Annotated in this window: 4 protein-coding genes and 1 pseudogene; all 5 read right to left on the bottom strand. The window is 28.6% G+C overall.

Features of this window, described 5'->3' with window-relative positions; translation table 11 throughout:
* A pseudogene (locus Q0649_RS18205) lies at positions 1-199 on the bottom strand (IS5/IS1182 family transposase); the annotation flags it as partial.
* Positions 200-312: 113 nt separating this feature from the next.
* Entirely contained in the window at positions 313-570 is a 258-nt protein-coding gene (locus Q0649_RS18200) for a YkuS family protein (RefSeq protein ID WP_298845382.1), read from the bottom strand.
* A 64-nt stretch (positions 571-634) separates the two neighbouring features.
* Entirely contained in the window at positions 635-1,141 is a 507-nt protein-coding gene (locus tag Q0649_RS18195) for a DUF4446 family protein (RefSeq protein WP_298845380.1), read from the bottom strand.
* A gap of 39 nt (positions 1,142-1,180) precedes the next feature.
* On the bottom strand, positions 1,181-2,029 hold the full coding sequence (locus Q0649_RS18190) for a ParB/RepB/Spo0J family partition protein (protein ID WP_298845378.1): 849 nt from the start codon (positions 2,027-2,029) through the stop codon (positions 1,181-1,183).
* A 5-nt stretch (positions 2,030-2,034) separates the two neighbouring features.
* Positions 2,035-2,802 carry a ParA family protein gene (locus Q0649_RS18185; protein WP_298845376.1) on the bottom strand — a complete coding sequence of 256 codons (768 nt, stop codon included), beginning with the start codon at positions 2,800-2,802 and terminating at the stop codon, positions 2,035-2,037.
* Between the last annotated feature and the right edge of the window lie 93 nt (positions 2,803-2,895).

The raw sequence follows: 2,895 nt of genomic DNA, 5'->3' as shown, positions 1-2,895 counted from the left end.
TCGGTTCAACTACTGGATTTCTTCCTTGTGAAGAGTACGCCTCATTTAGTTTCGTGTAAAATAATTCCTCCAATATTTGGCTTAGTAGTCTCACTGAATCATCTTCGGGTATCAAAATTCCTGTTTCAACAGGAATAACTAATTGATAAACCTCGCAAATTTTGGTATAATTCTTTTGTGTAATTTTTTTATTAGTCATGCTTAAATTATACACCAAAAATGGATTCCTCGGAATCCACTTTTGTATTTACATAAGAAAAAAGAGCCATCTCGCAATAGAAAGTAATTTCTATTTTGAGACGGCCCCTTCATTTAAAATATAGCACTATAAACTCTGGTACTTAATATATACTCGATTTCATCGATAGATTTACTTCCAATATCGACAATTAAAGTTCCCTCACTCTTTATATTATTTTGCATAATCAAGTTTTTAAGACCGCCCTCTTTAAGATTACATATTATTGCATCACACTGGGTATTATTATCTATATTATTTATCACTGTATAACCCCTTTGTGCTAATCCATTTTGTAAATATTCAAGATCATGTGAAACACATATTACCATAAAAAACCTCTTTTATTTTTAGTGTGCCATAAAAAAGATTTTTAATACTAATTTTAAGTAGTTTCTAGTGTTTTTTTGATGTTAAAGCTTGTTCTAAAGCTTCATTTTCTTCATCAGATAATTCATACCTAGATATACCCTTTTCTACTGGTTTAGCATAAGTAGTACTCTCATCTCGTCCATAAATGCTAGTTAATATAATCCCATTACTACTTCCATCAAGGAATGCTATAGAAAAACTTAAATCACTTCCCATATCATCAAATGCCTTATACCTTATTATTGAAGTTTTTTGTATACAAGTTTTTAAATCTCCCTCAATTCTTTCATACATTTGTTTTACATTTTGACTTTGATCTTTAACATCATCTACTTTATCTAAATAAGATACAACCATATCTTCTAAATTTTTATTATTTACACCCCTCATTAATTTTCTATATTTACTTTCTAATTTATTTAAAGCTTTATATGTTATTACAACTATTATAATTAGTATAAGTACAAGAACCATAAGTCCTATTACTATGTATATTTCAGAATTTCTTATAAAATTAATTATATTCTCCATTGTAAGTTACTTCCTCTCAAATATGTTTCACGTGAAACATTATATATTAATAAGTTCTAATATTCTTTCAAAATCTTCTTCTGAATAATACTCAATTTCTATTTTACCCTTGTTTTTATTTTTAGCATTGATTATAACTTTTGTACCAAAACGATTCTCTAATTTACTCATAATATCTTTATAATATATATTATTATCGTTATTATTTACTTTTTCTGTTTTTTTATTTTCAAAATTCTTCACTAGTTTTTCTGTTTCACGTACATTAAGACTATCATCTATAACCATTTGAGAAACTTGATATTGAAATTCTTTATCGCTTATTCCAAGTATCGCTCTTCCATGGCCCTCTGAAATTACTCCATCCATTATATACTCTTGAACTCTTTCATCTAAATTTAATAATCTCATAGTATTTGATATAGCTGTCCTTGATTTAGATACTTTCTTGCTAATTTCTTCTTGAGTAAGATTAAAATCTAATAATAATTTCTTATAGGCGATAGCTTCTTCTATAGGGTTTAAATCTTCTCTTTGAATATTTTCTATTAATGATATTTCTAATACTTCTTTATCTGTTATATTCATAATAATTGCTGGTATTTCCACTAGCCCAATACTTTTAGCAGCTCTAAATCTTCGTTCACCTGCTACAACTATATATATATCGTCTTCCTTATTTAAAATGATGGGCTGAATTACTCCATGTTCTTTTATTGATTGTGCTAGTTCGAATATTTTTTCAGAATCAAAGTTTTTTCTTGGTTGATCCTTATTAGCCTTAATCAAATTCATTGGTATTTTAAAAATAGTAGAACTATCTTCAACAATTTCTTCTTCTGGAATTAAAGCTCCCAGTCCTTTGCCCAAACCAAATTTCTTGTTCAATATTATCATCTCCCTTGTCTATCTAAAAACTCATTTGCTAAATATTCATAAGCACGTGCTCCTTTGCATTTATCATCATAAAGCATAATTGGCAACCCAAAGCTCGGTGCTTCTGCCAATCTTATATTCCTTGGAATTGTTGTTTTATAAACTTTGTCATTAAAATATCTCTTAACCTCAGCAACCACCTCATTACACAGTTTTGTTCTATTATCATACATACTTAAAATTATACCTTCAATTTCTAATTTTTTATTCAAAGACTTTTTAACTAATTGGATAGTATTTACTAACTGACCAACACCCTCTAAAGCATAAAATTCACATTGAATAGGCGTAAGCACACTATTTGCCGCAGTAAGAGCATTTATTGTTAAAATCCCGAGCGATGGTGGACAATCTATGAAAATGTAATCAAATTTACCTTGAACTTCTTTAAGCTTTTCCTTTAATATATTTTCACGGTTTTTTATATTTATAAGTTCTACTTCTGCACCTGCAAGTTCCATTGTTGAAGGTACTATGTATAAATTATTTACAAGCTCACATTCTTTTATAGTATCATTAATAGAAATATCGGAAGTTAACAAATCATAAGTTGATAAATTAATTTTTTTCTTATCAAACCCTAGTCCACTTGTAGTATTCCCCTGAGGATCAATATCTATTGTTAAAACTTTTTTCCCTTGCATGGCTAAATAAGAACATAAATTTATATTTGTAGTAGTTTTACCTACTCCTCCCTTTTGGTTGAAAATACATATTGTTTTCATGACTACACCTACCTTCATAATATTATCTACGCGTGTATATGTTTATATATGTATAGGAGGCCTTTGAGCAGCAGAATTTCCGCTACTTCCCGC

The organism is uncultured Clostridium sp., from assembly GCF_937920395.1.
In the GTDB taxonomy this organism is placed as follows: Bacteria; Bacillota; Clostridia; order Clostridiales; family Clostridiaceae; genus Clostridium_AD.
The sequence above is the reverse complement of the archived record's forward strand: the minus strand, read 5'-3'. Positions and strand labels throughout refer to the sequence as shown.